Origin of the sequence: Brucella pseudogrignonensis, assembly GCF_031454375.1 — a bacterium.
Taxonomy (GTDB): Bacteria; Pseudomonadota; Alphaproteobacteria; order Rhizobiales; family Rhizobiaceae; genus Brucella; species Brucella pseudogrignonensis_A.
This window is the reverse complement of sequence record NZ_JAVDQT010000002.1, coordinates 249,558-266,500: the sequence shown is the minus strand read 5'-3', so window position 1 is coordinate 266,500 and position 16,943 is coordinate 249,558. Positions and strand designations below refer to the sequence as shown.

The following is a 16,943-nucleotide window of genomic DNA, read 5'->3' as shown; positions in this document are numbered from 1 at the left end:
CCACTAGCGCACTGCGTCATCCTTCCTGACGCAGCGCATTTGCTTCGATTCAGTTGCGTTCAATGATGATTTTCAGAACGTTGCGATCACCATCCCAATAAGGCAGCGCCTGTTCTGCTTCCTCAAAAGGAAACACTTTAGAGATAAGCAGGTCTGCATCGCTTCCGAGCTTTTCGAGATGCGCGATGACAGCCTCAAAATCGGTGAGCGTCGCATTGCGCGACCCCATGATGTCGAGTTCTTTGAGATTGAAGAACTGGGTCTGATAGGTCACTGGCGACTTGGAATAGCCGACATAGACCACACGACCAGCAAAACCTGCGAGGTCAACTGCCTGCGTGAAAGTGATCGGCAGACCGACGGCTTCAAATGCGATATCAACACCGTCGTCATTGGTGAGTTCCAGCACGGATGCTACCACGCCTTCACCACCCGGCAGCGCGTGCGTAGCGCCAAACTTCAGCGCCAGTTCACGCTTTTCAGCACTCGGATCAATGGCGATAACCTTGGCACCACGCGCAACCGCACCAATCAGCACACCCATACCGATCATGCCACAGCCAAGCACCGCGACCGTATCACCAGCCTGAACGCGGCCACGTTCGACCGCATGGAAACCAACCGAAAGCGGCTCGACCAATGCGAGATGACGTGGTGCAAGCGTATCATTCAGGATCAGTTTTTCGGCTGGCAGCACGATCTGTTCTGCCAGTCCGCCATTCTGTTGCACGCCGAGCGTTTTGTTGTAGCGACAGGCGTTCAGCCGCCCTTTGCGACAAGACGAACACTGGCCGCAATTGGTGTAAGGCAGCACGATAACGCGTTTGCCCTTGGCATAGGCCGCACTCACGCCCTCCCCCGCTTCGACGATTTCGCCGCCGATTTCATGACCGGGAATGCGTGGCAGTTCTACCAGCGGGTTAAGCCCCTTGAACGTATTCAGATCGCTGCCGCAAAGCCCCACATGTTTGACGCTCACCCGGACATGGCCAGGCAACAGTGGCGCTTCCGTAATTTCAGCAAAACGAGTAACGTTCTCGCTCTCTATACGCAGAGCTTTGACCATCAGAATATTCCTGTCATTTTTATTGTATGAGGCAGATCAGGTTACGGCGCCGACCTGCCACGGTACGAATTCGTTATCGCCATAGTCATAGATTTCACTCAGCGTCTGCTCACCGGAAGCCACCGCGATGATGTGCTCGAAAATGCGCGTGCCGGACTCTTCAATGGTTTCATCGCCGGTGACGATGCCACCGCAATTGAAGTCCATATCTTCCTTCATGTGTTCGTACATTTCGGAATTGGTCGCGATCTTGATGCAGGGCGCAGGCTTGAAGCCCGAAACCGATCCGCGTCCTGTGGTAAAGCAGATCACGTTACAACCGCCCGCCACCTGTCCAGTCACAGCAACCGGGTCGTAGCCCGGCGTATCCATGAAAGTGAAACCCTGTTCGGTAACAGTTTCAGCAAATTCATAGACAGCCTTGAGCGGCATGGAGCCGCCCTTGGCAACAGCACCCAGCGACTTTTCAAGAATAGTGGTCAGGCCGCCGAGCTTGTTTCCATGCGATGGATTGTTGTTCAGCTCGTCGCCGTTGCGAGCCGTATAATCGCGCCACCAGTCGATGCGCTGAAGCAGCTTTTCCGCGACCGCAGGCGTGATTGCGCGGCGTGTCAGAAGGTGTTCCGCGCCATAGATTTCCGGTGTTTCCGAAAGAACGGTCGTGCCGCCATTGCGCACGATCAGATCAGATGCATAGCCCAGAGCCGGGTTTGCTGAAATACCGGAATAGCCGTCAGAACCACCGCATTCGAGTGCCACCTTGAGCTTCGACAAAGGCTGCGGCGTGCGCTTGGCGGAATTCACCAGCGGCAGCATTTCTTTGATCTCTGCAATCGCATGATCGATTGTCTTGCGGGTGCCGCCATGCTGCTGGATCGTCATGGTGCGCAGGCGTGTACCCTCTTCCATGCGATAATGTTCCATGATCGGCGCGATCTGGTTGGTTTCGCAGCCAAGACCAATCAAAAGAATGCCACCGAAATTCGGGTGCTTGGCATAACCCTGAATGGTACGGGTCAGCAGACGATAGCCTTCCGACTTGGTGTTCAGCGCACAGCCGCTGCCATGCGTGAGTGCCACCACGCCATCGACGTTTTCAAAACCATCCAGACCACCCATGCGGTTGAAGTAATCCGCAATGTAGCGAGACACGGTAGCAGAGCAATTTACCGATGAAATAACGCCGATATAGTTGCGCGTACCGACGCCACCGAAACCGCGATCATAACCCATGAACTGGCGGCGCTCCGCTTCCGGCAGCATACCGCGTTCTTCAATATCGACCGAAAACTGATGTTCATGCTCAGATGGCAGCATTGCGAGATTGTGCAGATGCACATGCTCACCCACCGCAATATCCTGAATGGCAACACCGATCACCTGTCCATATTTATGGACTTCTTTACCGGCCGCGATATCGCGCAAAGCTACCTTGTGACCGCGCCCGATCAGATCGCGCGCGATAACGTCACCCAGTCCGATCGGGTCGCCTGCGCGAACCGAAATACGCGCAACCGCCACATCGTCGGACGGATGCAAAAGGATTACCGGCGTCACAGCCGAGACAGCCTTGTCGTTCATTTTTCTGACCTCACTCCCAAAACCACTACAGCAAATGTTCGAGCCTAATCCCGAGGCTCGTTCTCCATCCATCGCTGCTTTGATGTATCCAGATGCGTTCGCATCGCTGCCTGCGCCAGAAGCGGATCCCTCGCCTCCAGTGCAGCATAAATCTTCTCATGCTCTGCCAAAGCATATTTCCATGTTTCGGCGTTCTCATATCGGGTACGCATTTGCGCGGTCAGCGGGCTATGCCGCTCGTCAAACAGATCACGAACGATGCGGGCAACAACCGAATTGCCCGATTGTTCGGCAATGATCAGATGAAACTGGCGATCCAGTTCAATCGGCTTGCGTTCCACTTCAATCTGTAGCCGCATCGCATCAAGATTGCCGCGCAGGCGTTCCAGCGCTTCCGTGTTGATCTGACTGCAAGCCATGATGACGGCACTGCCTTCGATCAGCGAGCGCGCCTGCATGATTTCGAGCGGGCTTTCGCCAATCGAACCGCCTTGTGCTGGGAGCCGTGTTTCCTCAGCTGCGACATAGATGCCAGAACCCATGCGGATTTCGACATTGCCTGCAATTTCAAGCGCGATCAGTGCTTCACGCAAGGAAGGGCGCGACACGCCCAGCTGATGCGCAAGTTCGCGCTCGGCAGGAAGTCTGCTTCCAGCCGGAAAATGGCCTTCGCGGATCAGCAGTCTGACCCGGTCGGCAATCTGTTGGTAAAGCCTCCGCGGTTCCACGGAGCCAATATGCTCGCTCATGCTCTCTCCCAAATTGGCCTTACCATATTTTGAAGATGCAAAAAGTGCAATATTAGCTATCTCGTTGTAATTACTGAATATCGGCAATTATGTCAGTTTTGTCGCACCACTTTTTAGATGGGTTTTAAACAGTGGCTTGACCAATTTCACCTGCTGGCGTAGCTATTTTAGTGAACTAAGGGAGGAATACATGACCGCGCAGCCATCGATTCTACAATTTGGAACGAGCCGTTTTCTGCTCGGACACGTGGATTTCTTCATTTCTGAAGCGCTGACCAAAGGGGACGCCATCGGAACGGTCGCAATCGTCCAAACAACCGCCAATCCTGAAAGCGCACGTCGCATTGAGGCGCTTAACAGCGGCGAAGGCTATCCGGTCATCATTCGCGGATTGCATAACGGCAAGCCCGTTGATGAAAAACATCAGGCAAAAAGCGTAAGTGCCGCCTATTCTGCTCACACCGACTGGCAAGCCATACGCGACCTGGGTGCAAAGGTTCAGGTTATCCTGTCCAATACTGGCGACAAAGGTTTTGAGCTGGATGCTGCTGACGATGTTTCCCTGCTGAGCGAAATCGACCGCCTGCCTAAAAGCTTTCCCGCAAAGTTGCTCGTGCTGCTGCATCATCGCTGGCAGATCAATCCAGATGCGCCGCTGTCGATTTTCCCGTGCGAGCTGATCTCGCGCAATGGCGACAAGCTGCGCTCGATTGTGCTTGGTCTCGCAGAAAGCTGGAGCCTGCCGAAAGCTTTCACGCAATGGATCGAAAGCAATTGTGTTTTTGCCAACAGCCTCGTTGACCGCATCGTATCAGAACCGATCGATCCGGTCGGTGCAATTGCCGAACCCTATGCGATATGGGCCATTGAACAGACAGACGGGCTAACGCTTCCCTGCACGCATCCTGACATCGTCGTGACGGACAATCTTGCGCTTTATGAGCGCCTGAAGCTCTACCTGCTTAATCTCGGTCACACTTTCATTGCCGAGCAATGGCTGAACGGTAATCATCCGAAGGATGAAATTGTGCTGGAAGCAATGAACGACCAAACGATCCGCAATGAACTTGAAGCACTTTGGCGTGAAGAAGTTCTGCCGGTTTTTGCCGCTGATGGCCTCGGCGAACAGGCGGAAGCCTATGTTGTTACCGTTCGCGAGCGCTTCCTCAACCCATTCCTCAAGCACCGCATTGCGGACATTGCCTCAAACCACACGGAAAAAAAGCAGCGCCGCTTTGCACCCATCATCGCTCGTGCAAAAGAACTTGGCCTTGAGCTAAAACAATCCCGCCTCAATTCGGCAATGAAATAAGCTGAACTAAAATTCGATATTCACTTCATCGTCACAACCATACGGATTGTGACGTAGAGGTTTGAAATAAAATAACGACGACATCCAAAAAAGATGCCGCCGCTCTTTATAAATATAAATATAATCTTATTAAAAATGACTATGAAAGCTCTTGAATTTGTTTCTGCCCTCTTCAGACTGAGCTTATCCTAACATTCAGGTCATAAAAGAGATACCGCAAAGCTGCTGCATCTATCATAGAGAAAGCAGCGATTATTTAGATACAAGAGTAAGATGAGCTAAAATAATCGACGCATTCATTTTTTGAAAGTCAAAAAAGACAATTTAAAATGGACGGCTTAACAATATGACGTCGCACCAATAGCAGAAACGTCAACAAAATGTAAACAGAGTGTCAACAATACACCCCTAACATTCACGTGAATATCATAATTCAAATAATTAGGTTTAAATGCTAAATTAAAATAACTTAATTTAGCATTTAACTATACAATCAATTAGATGATGCGGCGAACAACTCTTCAAAACGCGTCTTTGCGCGCGCTGGAAACTTCACCTCACGATAACTTTGCGGAAGCTCGGCTTCGCCAACCTTAATCAACATCACCATACCCATGCCGTAATGCGGCGAGCACTTGATGCCGTAAAAACCCGCCTGATCGAAAGTCACTTCGATCTCTTCGTTGATCTTGCCCTTAAAGCCCGGATTTCCCTCTGGAACCATCCCATCAACCGTCGCTGCATTATGGCTCTTATGGGTCGCAATGAATTTCACTTTATCGCCCGGCGCTAACTTCAAGAAGTCCGGTTCGAAAACCATTGAACCTTTTTCACCACGGTTCATCATCTTGACTTCAAACGTTTCAGCCAAAGCTGGAAATGCAGAAGCAACCATCAACGCGGCGGCCAGAAAAAGTCGTTTGCTCATTGTCATGCCAATCATGTTTATGCGGATTGTTTAAGTTCAAGCTTCGGATGGCTCGGTGCGCGATAACGAATATGGCAGCGATCCACCCCCTCATATTCCACCTCAACCTCAACACCGAATACCTTGCGGATGCATTCGGCCCGAAGCACGTCACGCGGAGTTCCTAAAGCAACGAGCCGCCCTTTATCCATGACGGCTATACGATCACAAAACATCGCCGCATGGTTCAAATCATGGAGTGCCGCAACCACTGTCAGCTTCTGTCGGCTGACAAGATCAAGCAGGCCAATTTGATGGCCAATATCGAGATGGTTTGTTGGTTCGTCCAGAAGCAAGATTTGCGGCTCTTGTGCCAGCGCGCGTGCAATGTGCACACGCTGCCTCTCACCACCTGAAAGCGTATGCCAGTAACGATCTGCGAGATGCGTCATATCAACATTGGCAAGCGCACGATCCACGATCACGTCGTCTTCGGAGGACCATGGAGAAAGTGCGCCGAGATAAGGAGTACGTCCAAGCTCGACTGCTTGCCGTGCTGTTATGCGATCAGTCGTACCAGCCTGCTGTTCAACCAATGCGAGCTTGCGTGCAATCTCCCGGCGATTGAGTTTATGGATGGGCATTCCGCCCAGCTTCACCTCGCCAGAACGGCTGCGACGAACTCCAGAAAGAAGTGACAGAAAGCTGGTCTTGCCCGACCCATTTGGCCCAATAATGCCAAGAAATTCGCCTTCTTTCACATCAAGCGATACGTCGCGCAGGATTTCGACACCGCCTGCTGACCAACAAACATTATGCGTTAAAAGCATCATGACTGTGCCCTTCTCTGCCCAAGAAGAAATGCAAAAGCGGGCGCACCGAACAGAGCCGTTATAACCCCAATAGGCAGAACCTGCCCCGGAATGATGATGCGAGAGAGAATATCGGCAACAATCATGAAAATTGCGCCTATGAGTGCTGAAGCAGGCAATAATCGCCCATGACGGACGCCAACGACCATCCTTGCTGCATGAGGTATGACCAGCCCGATAAAGCCAATCGAGCCCACAATGGAAACCATAACTGCCGTCATCATGGCACTGACGCCAATCAAAACGGCATAGACGCGGCGCACAGGAATGCCAAGCGATGCAGCCGACTCCGAGCCAAACGTGAATGCATCAAGGGCGCGCGCATGCCACAGGCAAATAGCAAGACCCACGATGCAAGCTGGTAGCGCAAGCGTGACATCAGGCCAGCGCACACCTGAAAGATTGCCCAGCAGCCAGAACATGATGCCGCGTGCCTGTTCCGCATTTGCGGCTTTGGTGACAATGAATGAGGTGAGCGCGTTGAAAAGCTGCGAGCCTGCAATGCCCGCGAGGATGATTGCGCTGTTTCCCCGCCCTGCGCGAAGTGCCAGCAGTGAAACAAGCGAGAATGCAATGATCGCACCAATGAAAGCGCCCACCGAGAGCGAAAGTATACCAGCACCTATACCGAGGATTGCAACCGCGACGGCACCTGTCGATGCCCCGGCGGAGATACCTAGAATATAAGGATCAGCCAGAGAGTTCCGCAGCAGGGATTGCAGAACGACACCCGATATTGCAAGAGCCGCACCGCAACAAGCCGCGACTACCGCACGGCTTAAGCGATAACTCCAGATAATGCCTTCATCAATCGGCTCAATCGGATAACCAGCATTCCACACGCGGTTGGCAATAGTCTTTGCCACCACGTCGAGAGGTATAGACGTTTCGCCGATGGCGGCGCCCAGCCACAGCGCGCCGAGCAACAAGACAAGCGCCAGAATGCCAAAAAGCAGCCTGCTGCTTGAGCTTCTCGAAGTCAGAATTCCGGCTGTGGCTGAGCGCGTTGTCACTTGTTCAGGCCTGAAGCTGCGATGGCATCAGCCAGTGTTTCAATGCCTTCGATAGTGCGGATGGTCGGATTCATTGCCTGTGCGTCCATATCGAATACATGGCCATCCTTCACCGCAGGCATGAGGCTTGCAACCGGATCAGTCTTCAGGAATTCCCGCTTAACTGCAACATCATCAGCAGGGAAACGGCGACGATCCATAGTGCCCGCAACAATTATCGTTGGATTGGCTTTGGCAATGGTTTCCCAGCCAACAGTCGGCCACTCTTCTTCACTATCAATGATATTGTTGATGCCAAGTGTTTTCAGAATATAGGCTGGAGCACCGTTCTTGCCCGCAACATAAGGATCAATGTCTAGCTCTGCACTGGAGAACCAGACAACAGCCGACAGTTTGCCATCCGCAGAGGCGATCTTCTTACGTGCTGCGTCTTCACGTGCTTTGAGATCAGCAACAACCTTCGCGCCACGGTCCTGCACATTGAAAATCTGTGCTAGTTCGTCGATTTCCTGATAGACCTGATCCATGGTGAAAGCGTCGTGACGCACGCCATCACCACCATCCGAATTGTCTTTTCCGATGCAATCGGCTGGAGACGTATAAACTGGAACACCCAATTCTTCGAACTGCTCGGCCTTCGCAACAACGCCCTCTGGTCCAATCTGCCATTGGAACTGATTGGCAACGAGATCAGGCTTTTCCGCCAGAATGCTCTCAAAGCTCGGATCATTATCCGCGAGACGCTTTACCTTGGCATTGGCTTCTTCATAGCCCTTGAGAACAGGTCCGACCCACAAGGCCGTACCAACCATTTTATCACCGAGGCCCAGAAGATACATAATTTCTGCGCTGCTCTGACCAACAGCAACTGCACGTTCTGGTGCATGTTTAAACGTCACGTCGCGCGCGCAGTTTTTCAACGTCAGCGGATACTGCGTTTCGGCTGCTTCAGCCGCAAAACCAGTTACGAAAAGACTTGCAGCGCCGATGATTGCGCCGAACGGCAACTTGCCGATAAGTTTCATTTGAATCCCCGAAATGATGTGAGAAAAGCCGTATCAAACGGCGGATTTGATCCGGCGCGTATAGAGACCGGACATATCCGGGGATATGAATGACAAAGGGAAGCAACGTCCTGCGACGTTAAAAGCTGTCATAACCAACTCCTGCACCGGGCATCCCCGCCCGTGACAATGGACTACGTTAGACGGCAGGTCTCCTGGCTCACGAATATTCGCTGTTCATCTGCCTTCCCGAGTTAAACTCAGTGGCATGACGCCTTTGGGCGTCACAGGGATGAACGGCAATCCGCTTACAGTTGCGGGGGCAGCCACGGTCTCGGTCCCTTTTGGGTCGTCCTCACCGTGTTCCCTATTAATCCCCTTCGCTCTCGGTCGGGGAACCGTCGTAACTCTATTACGTTCTGGTATCCGCAAGGTCAAGCAACTGAAACCACTAAATCATCGATAAAAAATTGCTTAGACTTTATGCTAATGAACCAGCTCTTAAACAGTCACGTGCTGGCGTATTGTAAATCCCTGTTGTAACCTCCAAATTAGGAGTCTTCACCTTGGGAGAGGTGAAGTTTTTTGAGGAGGGCTATCGACAAGATAGCAGCGCAATGCACACAAAGTGCATTCTGGGAGGATTTATGCGTAAATGGATTTTGGCCATTTCGTCGGTGGCAGCGCTTGCAATCGCCAGTGCAGCATCTGCTGAAGACTATAAGGTTTTGGCACCTGCAGCACCGGGTGGCGGCTGGGATCAGACCGCACGCACCATGCAGAGCGTGTTGCAGGACGAGAAAATTTCTGGCAGCGTTCAGGTTATCAATGTTCCCGGTGCGGGTGGCACGATTGGGCTTGCGCAGTTCGTTAATCAGAATAAGGGTGATCCAAGCCAGCTTATTGTGGGCGGCTATGTTATGGTTGGCGCGATCTTAACCAACAATTCCCCTGTTAATCTCGATGCTATTACGCCGATTGCGCGCCTGACCGGCGAATATGAGGCCATCGTTGTCCCAGCATCTTCCGACATTCAGAACCTTGGTGATTTGGTCACAAAGCTGAAAGCAGATCCCGGCTCGGTCTCATGGGGCGGCGGTTCGGCTGGTGGTACGGACCACATAACAGCCGGGCTTTTTGCAAAAGCAGTTGGTGTTGATCCTACAAAAGTGAACTACATCGCATTTTCCGGGGGCGGTGAAGCCCTCGCCGCAATCCTTGGCAATCAGGTGACTGTCGGCATTTCCGGCTATGGCGAGTTTGATCCACAGATTAAGGCTGGCACGCTGCGCATCATCGGTATTTCCAGCGATGAGCGTATTGAAGGCATAGATTCACCAACCTTCAAGGAGGGGGGCGTTGATGTTTCAATCCAGAACTGGCGCATGGTAGGTGCAGCACCAGACATTACCGCTGAGCAAGAAGCGGCCATCAATGCCGACGTTGAAAAGATGGTGAAGTCTGAATCCTGGCAGAAAGCACTGAAAGATAAGGGCTGGGCAGACACCTATCTTGCGGGGGACGATTTCAAGGAACAGCTTAAGAAAGACGTCACCGCAACGGGAACAATCCTCAAGGATATTGGCCTCGTAAAATGACCATAACTGAAAAAGAGGGAGAGCGCCGTTCCACTGGAACGGCGCCTGATTACGCAGCTCTTGTCATAGCTTTTATTCTAGGCGCGGTTGCAGTGGCCATCGCGTGGTCAACCGCCTATGGCAATAATGTTCTCTCATACTCGCCCGTCGGACCGAAAACAGTTCCCTACATCATAGCGAGCGGACTATTCATTCTGTCAATTTGGACTGTGATCAGCGCATTTAAACGCGAGTTTCCGGACCGTGAACACCAAGAGATCGCACCCATGGCGTGGATTGTCGGCGGGCTGGTTATCCAGATGCTGACGATGAAAACGCTTGGCTTTTCCATTGCGACGGGATTGCTTTTTGCGGCAACGGCTCGCGGATTTGGTTATCGCAAATTCTGGTTCAGCGTACCTGTCGGCATCATCTTCGCATTCATAATCTGGTTCATTTTTGCACGCGGCCTTCAGCTTTCCCTACCATCGGGCTGGCTTGAACACTTTGTTTAAGGCGAAAGTATATGGATACAGTCAGCCTTCTCGCAAGCGGTCTTCTGGTAGCGCTTGAACCCGCCAATCTACTCTATGCGCTAATTGGCGTCACGCTTGGCACCGCCGTCGGTGTACTTCCGGGCATCGGCCCCGCGCTCACTGTAGCGCTGCTTTTACCTGTCACCTACAAGCTAGACCCCGCTGGCTCGCTCATCATGTTTGCCGGTATTTACTATGGCGGCATGTATGGCGGCTCAACCACCTCGATCCTGCTCAATACGCCCGGAGAAAGCGCTTCAATCGTCACGGCATTGGAGGGCAATAAAATGGCCCGGGCGGGGCGGGGCGGGCCAGCACTCGCAACCGCTGCCATCGGCTCGTTTATTGCAGGTCTGATTGCAACGCTCGCCCTCGCCTTTGTGGCCCCTTGGGTGGTAAAATTCGCCCTCTCCTTCGGGCCTTCCGAATATTTCGCGCTGATGCTCCTCGCCTTCATGACCGTATCTGCGGCTTTCGGCGATTCCACATTGCGCGGCCTTACTTCACTTTTCATCGGTCTGACACTTGGCCTAATCGGTATTGATCAACTGACCGGACAAGCGCGTCTCGTGATGGGAACACCGAACCTGCTCGACGGCATCAATGTGACCACGCTTGCAGTTGCACTATTTGCAATCGGTGAAACGCTTGCGGTTGTGTCGAAGAAGCTAAGCCCCGACGATGAAGTCATCGCTGTCAAAGGCTCTGTCTGGATGACCAAAAACGATTGGAAGCGTTCGTGGATGCCATGGCTGCGCGGCACGGCTATCGGCTTTCCGATTGGAGCGATGCCTGCTGGTGGTGCAGACGTCTCGAGCTTCCTCTCCTATTCAGCAGAACGGCAGTTTTCCAAACATCCTGAAGAGTTCGGCAAAGGTGCCATTGAAGGCGTCGCAGGCCCGGAAGCCGCCAACAACGCATCAGCTGCGGGCACGCTTGTACCGCTGCTCACGCTCGGCCTTCCAACCACTGCAACGGCCGCAATCATGCTGGCTGGTTTTCAGCAGTTCGGCTTGCAGCCCGGGCCATTGCTGTTTGTAACCAATGCATCATTGGTATGGGGGCTTGTTGCCAGTCTTCTCGTTGCCAATCTGATGCTACTGGTTCTTAACCTGCCTCTGATCGGGCTGTGGGTTAAGATGCTGACGATCCCGCGCCACTGGCTCTATGCAGGCATTCTGGTGTTCGCAACGCTTGGAACAATCGGAGCGAATGCATCAACGTCGATGCTATTTGGTCTGCCAGTATCGTTCGAGTTGGGCTTACTGTTAGCTTTCGGCTTGCTCGGCTATGTGCTGCGCCGCTTCTCATATCCGATAGCTCCAGTTGTCGTCGGACTAATCCTTGGACCAATGGCCGAAAAAAGCCTGCGACAGGCGCTTCAGATCAGTCAAGGCAATCCAATGACGCTCGTCAATTCGTGGGTATCGATCACACTCATTACTTTGGCTATCGCCGCAGTGGTGGTGCCGATGATAATGCGCAGCCGTGGCAAAGGCGACATGCTCAAGCAGATGGCAACGGACGAAGATTAATACCAAAAAGCCCCGGGAAACCGGGGCTTTTATTTACTCATGAATTTTGCGGAACTGAGCCACGTCGATACCAAGTGTCTCAAGGTCTTTTGCCATCGGCTGATGGCCAACTCGCAGTGCAGCAGAAGCGCGCACGGCACTACCAAATTGTGCAAATGCACGACCGAAACGATTATTCAAACGGGCAAACATTTTCATCTCCATCGCGGACACATTGCTGAATTAGTCCGCAATTCTTAGATGGTGCTATGCAACTTCTATTTGAAGGCATCACTTTGCATAAGTGCCATGCAAAATCTGCATGTACTGATAATTCTCTTTATTGATTGGGATCAATGAGTGTTGCTCATTCCACTGACAAACTATGCCTATCAAAGGAAGGAGAAAATCATGTCCAACACACCTCATACACTCGGTGAAGAGTTCCCGGGACAGTTGGTCGCTATTCATGCCTTGAAGGCGGCAGACCCTCGTTTCGCACGCATTCTGGAGGAGTATGACACAGTCAACGACCGTATTCACCGTGCCGAAACGAAGATATCACCTGTTAGTCAGGAAGAGGAAACAAACCTGCGTAAGCAGCGGCTTGCACTTAAAGATACTATTGAACAGGCGTTAGCCCAATAATTAATTGGCCTTACCGAAGGATAGCGGCGTCATCGATTAATCGCCGCTGTCTGGCCTTACGGATTGCTCCATTTTTACAACTGCAATAAGCATTACGACAGCGATCATAGTGGCCAAAATTGCGATATGCCACAAGCCAAGACCACTTGCGAGGCCTATGGCAGCAGCAAGCCACATACCCGCACCTGTCGTAATGCCTGTAATTTGGCCCTTAGCAAAAATGATAAATCCCGCCGCAAGGAACGCCACGCCGCTGGTGATTGCTTCGACAAGACGCGAAGGGTCCATGCGAATATTCTGATCGTCAAAAACCGGTATATTCACAAGCTCAAGCGATACAATTGTGAAGGTGGCCGATGCAAGACAGACCATCATATGGGTCTTCAACCCTGCCGGTCGCTTTCGCCACTCTCTTTCGAGGCCAATAATTGCACCAAGAAAAGTTGCCAGCAACATTCTAGCCAAAACAACTGGCAGACTCAACATATTATCGTGTGTGAATTCAGCCCAGAATTGATCCATGCTCTGAAACGAGCTTAACAGGCTTTTGTTCCGGCAAGTGGAAGCAATGATTTTTTAATTTAAAAGTACGGAAATTAGATGGTACGGACGGGTGGATTCGAACCACCGACCTCAGGAGCCACAATCCTGCGCTCTAACCAACTGAGCTACGACCGCGTACCTAAATCTCAACGAACTTTCTTGCGATGTCCGCTGACAGGGGGTCACATACGGAGAATCGAACCACATTGCAAGTGATTAAAACGATCTTTTTTGAAGATTTCCCCGATTGTTAGCTCGAAACCCGTAATCACTAAAATTCTACGCAATCCGGTTACCAAGTTTTATGCATGGTTGTGCATAAACAAGGATTATTCACCGAGACATAAAATTGGCTTACCTACATTAACTAATGAAATAGAAAATCAGGCCCATATCAAAGGCGAATATAGACCACTCCTCACAAGAAGCTTATTAAAGAGTTATTAATTGGCACTCTGAGTGACCACGAGAACAGTTAAAGGACCGGTATGTCAGGATCATACCCATTCATTGATGTAGTCGCGCTAGACAATATCAGCGAAGGCTTTGCCAGAGGCGATGCTCAGCTTGTGCTGACGCGTGACCTAACGACTGTCCTTTGGATCAATGGTTCCGGCGCCAAACTCTTCGGCTTTGAACGCATCCAAGACATTATTGGCGGCCAACTCGAACTACCCATTGCAACGCGCCGCCAGATCGCGGGTGCCAGCAGTGAAACGGCGAGCGTGCCACGCATCGTCTCTGTGCGCCTCAATTCCGGGCTTCGTTCAGAAATTATACGTCTACACGTTTCGCGTCTCACAATGCCGGACGGCATTGAAGCGTTATTGCTTACGTCAGAACAAGAAGGCCATACGCCGAATGCCCTTATTGCTGGTCTCAGCGATGATACGACCCATGTAGCACTCATAGACGATAAAGCTCAGTTGATTGCTACAAGCGAGCACTTCGCAGCGCTCGATATTTCCGTTTCAACACTTGAAGACCTAATCATCGAAACGCGCGATGCAGCCGAACGGATCGTGAAGCGCCGCATTCGTGCCGGAAAAAACTCAGTCCCCGGCGCAATTGCCAAGCTCACCGACAATCCTGCCATGCATCTCATCTGTATGGTAGGTGAAGCGACAACCGCGATCAAAACGGATACGCCCGCAATAGCTGCGATCGTTGAAGATGAGAAAGAGGCTGAAAAGCCCACCGCTCCGAAAAACTTCGTTTTTGATGCAGAGGGATCGCCTGCTCGCTTCATCTGGAAGGTTGATGCAGAAGGCACATTTACCGAAGTCTCACCGGAACTGGGTAATATCATCGGACCGAACGCAGCAGATGTTGTTGGTCGACGCTTTGCAGAAGTGGCTAATGTTTTCGGCTTCGATGCCGATGGCAGCATCAGCGCGCTCTTAAAACAGCGTGATACATGGTCAGGCAAGAAACTTCTCTGGCCCGTTGAAGGCACGAGCTTGCGCGTGCCGGTAGAACTTGCAGCACTGCCCGTCTATTCGCGTGATCGCGAATTTATTGGCTTCCGCGGCTTTGGCCTTGTTCGTCCTGAAGACGCAGAACAAGACCCGGAAACAATTGGTACCGTCCTCGCAGGCGGAACGCCGACAAAACGAGACGCGGCACCGACTATTCAGGAAATGCTTAGTGCCGATGATGAAGACGATATTCTGGCTCTTTCAGAAGAAATCGCCAATGATGATCGGCCTGAAGCAAAGCACAACCAATCAGAAGCCCCAACGCTTCCGTTAGAACTGACACCAAATCCCGGCCGCCGCGAATCTGACAAGGTCATTGAGTTGCTCAATGCGGCAGCGCGCGGAAAACTGGAAGCCGATCAGGCAAAGCACCAAAAAGGCAAAGAACAGCGCCCGGAAGGTGGCTTGACCACGATGGAGCGCAATGCGTTTCGCGAAATTGCGGATCGGCTGCGCAAGCAGGGACTGGCAAAATCGCGTCAGGACAAAGATGCCTTGCCGGACGACGCTGCACATACGCCACCTGCAGCAGAGCGCGTTGCGCCTGTAGCACTTGTATCGGAAAACACATCCGTTGCGGATGAGATGTCGACGCCTGCAATACCTGCGAAACAGCAGCTTGCTGACGAAACCGCACTGCTAGCCAATCTTCCTATCCCCGTTATCATTCATTCAGGCGATATAATCCATTACGTCAATCAGTCTCTTTTAGACCTGACTGGCTATGCAGCGCTGACCGAGATTCAACAGGCTGGCGGCATCGCGATCCTATTCAACAGTGACCGAAATGACGACGAGAAAGCCGATGGCATGGTCCTGCGCCATGCTGATGGTAGTGAAGAGCCTGTAGAGGCACATCTGAACGCCATTAACTGGCGAGACGGCCGCGCTTTGATGCTCAGCCTCATGCCGATGACGAGCGCTACAACTGTTAGCGTGACTGAGAATGTGGATCAGCGAGCACTTCAAGGGCACATAGAAGAGCTCAAAACCATTCTTGATACGGCCACAGATGGCGTCGTGCTCATCGACACGGACGGGCGCATGCGGTCTATGAACCATTCCGCAGCAGCTTTATTCGGCTATGATCAGGCTGATACCGAAGGCAAATTCTTCTCAATGCTCTTTGCCATCGAGAGTCAGCGCGCAGCGATGGACTATCTCCATAGCCTATCCGACAATGGTGTTCTCAGCGTTCTCAATGATGGGCGTGAAGTCATTGGCCGCGAAGCACAAGGTGGTTTCATTCCGTTGTTCATGACGATGGGCAAGCTCCCTCATACAAGCGGATTCTGCGCTGTTCTGCGCGACATAACGCAGTGGAAACGCACCGAAGAAGAGCTAACAAATGCCCGCAAGGAAGCCGAGCGTGCATCCAATCAGAAAACCGAGTTTCTTGCCCGTATCAGCCATGAAATCCGCACACCGCTGAATGCGATCATCGGGTTTTCCGAGCTGATGTCTGACGAAAAATTCGGCCCGATTGGCAATGAGCGCTATTGTGATTATCTGCGCGACATTAACCGTTCGGGCAATCACGTTCTGGCCTTGGTCAATGATCTGCTCGATATCTCGAAGATCGAAGCAGGCGGCGTCGACATGCAATTCGAAGCGGTTTCACTCAACGACGCAATTGGCGAAGCAATTGCGTTGATGCAGCCGCAAGCCAATCGTGAACGCGTGATTATCCGCTCCAGCTTCCAGTCGAACCTGCCCGATATCGTTGCCGATGCACGTTCGATTAAGCAGGTTGCGCTTAACCTGCTTTCTAATGCCGTGCGCTTCACTGCAACAGGCGGGCAAGTGATCGTTTCAACCAATTACGAACTGAACGGCGATGTCGTGATGCGTGTTCGTGATACTGGCGTTGGCATGACCAAGGCTGAAATTGAGCAAGCGCTTAAGCCGTTCCGTCAGGTTAATACCATGCAACGCCGTCAAACTGAGAGCGCGAAAGACTGGCGTAATGAAGGTACGGGGCTTGGACTTCCACTGACCAAGGCGATGGTTGAAGCCAATCGCGCTCAGTTTACAATCGACTCTACTCCCGGTCAGGGAACTGTCGTAGAAATCGTTTTCCCTCCGACACGCGTTCTGGCGGACTAATTCTAAAAAGTTTGAAGCCCTCTCGTTGGAGGGCTTT

15 protein-coding genes, 1 tRNA gene and 1 riboswitch are annotated in these 16,943 nt (G+C 52.0%); of the genes, 6 read left to right on the top strand and 10 right to left on the bottom strand.

Features of this window, described 5'->3' with window-relative positions; translation table 11 throughout:
- Nucleotides 1-49: 49 nt before the first annotated feature.
- From J2782_RS09125 to J2782_RS09115, 3 genes are read right to left on the bottom strand one after another with little or no spacing between them, the layout of a single operon-like run.
- A complete protein-coding gene (locus J2782_RS09125) occupies nt 50-1,066 on the bottom strand; it encodes a zinc-binding alcohol dehydrogenase family protein (protein WP_310011665.1) in 1,017 nt (338 codons plus the stop codon).
- A 36-nt stretch (nt 1,067-1,102) separates the two neighbouring features.
- A complete protein-coding gene (locus J2782_RS09120) occupies nt 1,103-2,647 on the bottom strand; it encodes a UxaA family hydrolase (RefSeq protein ID WP_112806826.1) in 1,545 nt (514 codons plus the stop codon).
- A gap of 44 nt (nt 2,648-2,691) precedes the next feature.
- Nucleotides 2,692-3,396, bottom strand: coding sequence for a FadR/GntR family transcriptional regulator (locus J2782_RS09115; protein WP_310011662.1), 705 nt, complete (start codon nt 3,394-3,396; stop codon nt 2,692-2,694).
- Between the two features lie 190 nt (nt 3,397-3,586).
- Here J2782_RS09115 and J2782_RS09110 point away from each other — a divergent pair, with 190 nt between their 5' ends.
- A complete protein-coding gene (locus tag J2782_RS09110) occupies nt 3,587-4,708 on the top strand; it encodes a mannitol dehydrogenase family protein (RefSeq protein ID WP_310011661.1) in 1,122 nt (373 codons plus the stop codon).
- A 493-nt stretch (nt 4,709-5,201) separates the two neighbouring features.
- On the opposite strand, the gene J2782_RS09105 is transcribed toward J2782_RS09110, so the two are convergent.
- The 4 genes from J2782_RS09105 to J2782_RS09090 are packed head-to-tail and all read right to left on the bottom strand — an operon-like array spanning nt 5,202 to nt 8,525.
- Nucleotides 5,202-5,636 carry a pseudoazurin gene (locus J2782_RS09105; protein WP_310011659.1) on the bottom strand — a complete coding sequence of 145 codons (435 nt, stop codon included), beginning with the start codon at nt 5,634-5,636 and terminating at the stop codon, nt 5,202-5,204.
- A 17-nt stretch (nt 5,637-5,653) separates the two neighbouring features.
- Complete coding sequence (locus J2782_RS09100; protein WP_310011657.1) at nt 5,654-6,448, bottom strand: ABC transporter ATP-binding protein; 795 nt, start codon at nt 6,446-6,448, stop codon at nt 5,654-5,656.
- Nucleotides 6,445-7,473, bottom strand: a complete 1,029-nt coding sequence (locus J2782_RS09095) for a FecCD family ABC transporter permease (protein ID WP_404989623.1) — start codon at nt 7,471-7,473, stop codon at nt 6,445-6,447. The genes J2782_RS09100 and J2782_RS09095 overlap by 4 nt, the downstream gene beginning before the upstream one ends.
- A gap of 23 nt (nt 7,474-7,496) precedes the next feature.
- Nucleotides 7,497-8,525 carry an ABC transporter substrate-binding protein gene (locus J2782_RS09090; RefSeq protein WP_310011656.1) on the bottom strand — a complete coding sequence of 343 codons (1,029 nt, stop codon included), beginning with the start codon at nt 8,523-8,525 and terminating at the stop codon, nt 7,497-7,499.
- Between the two features lie 167 nt (nt 8,526-8,692).
- Nucleotides 8,693-8,922: riboswitch (cobalamin riboswitch) on the bottom strand.
- 229 nt (nt 8,923-9,151) lie between these two features.
- On the opposite strand from J2782_RS09090, the gene J2782_RS09085 reads away from it, so the two are divergent.
- From J2782_RS09085 to J2782_RS09075, 3 genes are read left to right on the top strand one after another with little or no spacing between them, the layout of a single operon-like run.
- On the top strand, nt 9,152-10,102 hold the full coding sequence (locus J2782_RS09085; RefSeq protein ID WP_310011655.1) for a Bug family tripartite tricarboxylate transporter substrate binding protein: 951 nt from the start codon (nt 9,152-9,154) through the stop codon (nt 10,100-10,102).
- Complete coding sequence (locus tag J2782_RS09080; protein ID WP_310011654.1) at nt 10,099-10,596, top strand: tripartite tricarboxylate transporter TctB family protein; 498 nt, start codon at nt 10,099-10,101, stop codon at nt 10,594-10,596. The genes J2782_RS09085 and J2782_RS09080 overlap by 4 nt, the downstream gene beginning before the upstream one ends.
- 11 nt (nt 10,597-10,607) lie before the next feature.
- Nucleotides 10,608-12,152 (top strand): tripartite tricarboxylate transporter permease, encoded by a 1,545-nt coding sequence (locus J2782_RS09075; RefSeq protein ID WP_310011652.1) that lies wholly within the window; start codon nt 10,608-10,610, stop codon nt 12,150-12,152.
- A gap of 33 nt (nt 12,153-12,185) precedes the next feature.
- Here the strand turns inward: J2782_RS09075 and J2782_RS09070 are convergent, their stop codons facing one another.
- Nucleotides 12,186-12,344, bottom strand: a complete 159-nt coding sequence (locus J2782_RS09070; RefSeq protein WP_310011649.1) for a hypothetical protein — start codon at nt 12,342-12,344, stop codon at nt 12,186-12,188.
- Nucleotides 12,345-12,542: 198 nt separating this feature from the next.
- Between J2782_RS09070 and J2782_RS09065 the strand changes: the two genes are divergently transcribed.
- Nucleotides 12,543-12,779 (top strand): HP1242/YdcH family protein, encoded by a 237-nt coding sequence (locus tag J2782_RS09065; protein WP_310011646.1) that lies wholly within the window; start codon nt 12,543-12,545, stop codon nt 12,777-12,779.
- Between the two features lie 36 nt (nt 12,780-12,815).
- Here the strand turns inward: J2782_RS09065 and J2782_RS09060 are convergent, their stop codons facing one another.
- Both J2782_RS09060 and J2782_RS09055 read right to left on the bottom strand, forming a co-directional pair.
- Nucleotides 12,816-13,301, bottom strand: a complete 486-nt coding sequence (locus tag J2782_RS09060; RefSeq protein ID WP_310011644.1) for an MgtC/SapB family protein — start codon at nt 13,299-13,301, stop codon at nt 12,816-12,818.
- 79 nt (nt 13,302-13,380) lie between these two features.
- Nucleotides 13,381-13,457, bottom strand: a tRNA-His gene (locus J2782_RS09055).
- A gap of 353 nt (nt 13,458-13,810) precedes the next feature.
- Here J2782_RS09055 and J2782_RS09050 point away from each other — a divergent pair.
- Entirely contained in the window at nt 13,811-16,906 is a 3,096-nt protein-coding gene (locus J2782_RS09050) for a PAS domain S-box protein (RefSeq protein ID WP_310011641.1), read from the top strand.
- Nucleotides 16,907-16,943: the final 37 nt, after the last annotated feature.